Origin of the sequence: Ruegeria sp. HKCCD8929, from assembly GCF_013031405.1 — a bacterium.
Classification (GTDB): domain Bacteria; phylum Pseudomonadota; class Alphaproteobacteria; order Rhodobacterales; family Rhodobacteraceae; genus Ruegeria.
The window spans coordinates 1-1,265 of the sequence record NZ_WPZY01000137.1; the positions used below are offsets into that span (position 1 = coordinate 1).

General features: G+C 62.7%; 1 protein-coding gene and 1 pseudogene. Both read right to left on the minus strand.

All coding sequences use genetic code 11. From position 1 onward, the window contains the following. Positions 1 to 628: 628 nt before the first annotated feature. Positions 629 to 859: a hypothetical protein gene (locus GOX53_RS29425; RefSeq protein WP_171182421.1), complete on the minus strand. Its 231-nt coding sequence runs from the start codon at positions 857 to 859 to the stop codon at positions 629 to 631. Positions 860 to 879: 20 nt separating this feature from the next. Continuing rightward, positions 880 to 1,265: pseudogene (locus GOX53_RS29430) on the minus strand (hypothetical protein); the annotation flags it as partial.

Here is a 1,265-nt window from a genome sequence, read left to right on the forward strand (position 1 = left end):
ACATGCAGCACACTGAGGGTTGCGGCCAGAAGGACCATGCAAGCGGTGCGCGTTTCAGGTCCGGCGCAACCCTCGATTTTTTCCAGGAATCGGGATATGATGCCAGCGGTCGCGGACGGAAGAGCCGGGGCCACGGCTGCGGTGCGCGCTTTGAGTTCCAACCTCTTCAACCCGCCACCGCAGCCCTCGATTTTTCCGCCAACCGGCGTTAGCCTGCCCGTCGCCGCGGTAGGGGATGCCGCGGTGAGGGCCGCGAACGAGAGGGGATACCCCTTCCGGGTTCGCTTTTGTCCGCGGTCCTCGCAATTTTCCCCAACAGCGCTATAGTCGTCCCCGGTTCCGCTGCGAGCTGTCGGAACCCGGGCCGCGGTCGAGTCGCACTGTCCGGCATTACTCCGGACTTCGCCGCGGCCCTCGACACCGCAATCCCTCTTGCATAGTCTGGGGCTGACTGGCTGTTCTCGTGGCCTGGTCGTGGCCGCGATCGAACGATCCCTCCTACGGATGGCAAACACATGACCGCGGCCCTCGTTTTTTTCATGCCTGGCTTGTAGGATCGCCGCGCTGATGGCGGTTATTTCTTTGCCAACTGCCATCAGGGTCCGGACTGCGATGTCAAAAACGGTGTTCATGATGCACCATCTCCTACCATCGCGGCCCGGACCGCCGCGGCGACCGATTGCGCATAGTGCCGGGCATTGCGGTAACCAACGATTTCCGCCGTGACCGTGTTTGTCGCCCTCGACCAGATCAGCGTCGTCGGCAGCGTCGTAATCCGCGCGGCCACCGGATGATCGCTTGCGTCGCTGATTTCCAGGAACGGTGGGATTGGCCGGCCATCTTTTGAGGCAACCAGCACCGGAACGCCTGCCGGCTGCGTCAGATCGATTCCATCTCCGACGCCGCGATCTGTCCGTCGGCGGGCCCGCCCCGGCCATAGGCGACCACGGTATAGAGCGTTTCGAACAACCGCTCACCGGACTGGATTTCCTGGTCAAGTTCGTCGAATTCGCGTTTCTTCTCTCCGAACCGGGGCGTGAACTTCGACCACTGGCTACTCTCGGCGTGTTCGTTCTTGCCTCGCTTGCCGACGACAAACGAGGACGTCTTCTGCACGTTCATCGCCTGCATGGTGAACGAGGTCAGAACCGGGCCGACGGGCCGGTCCATCAACCGAACGGCATCGCCGTTGAGAGACAAGCCAAGCCCGAAGGCCCATTCCGGCGGATAGGCGGTGATCGAGGACACCGTGGCCGATAGGTCGG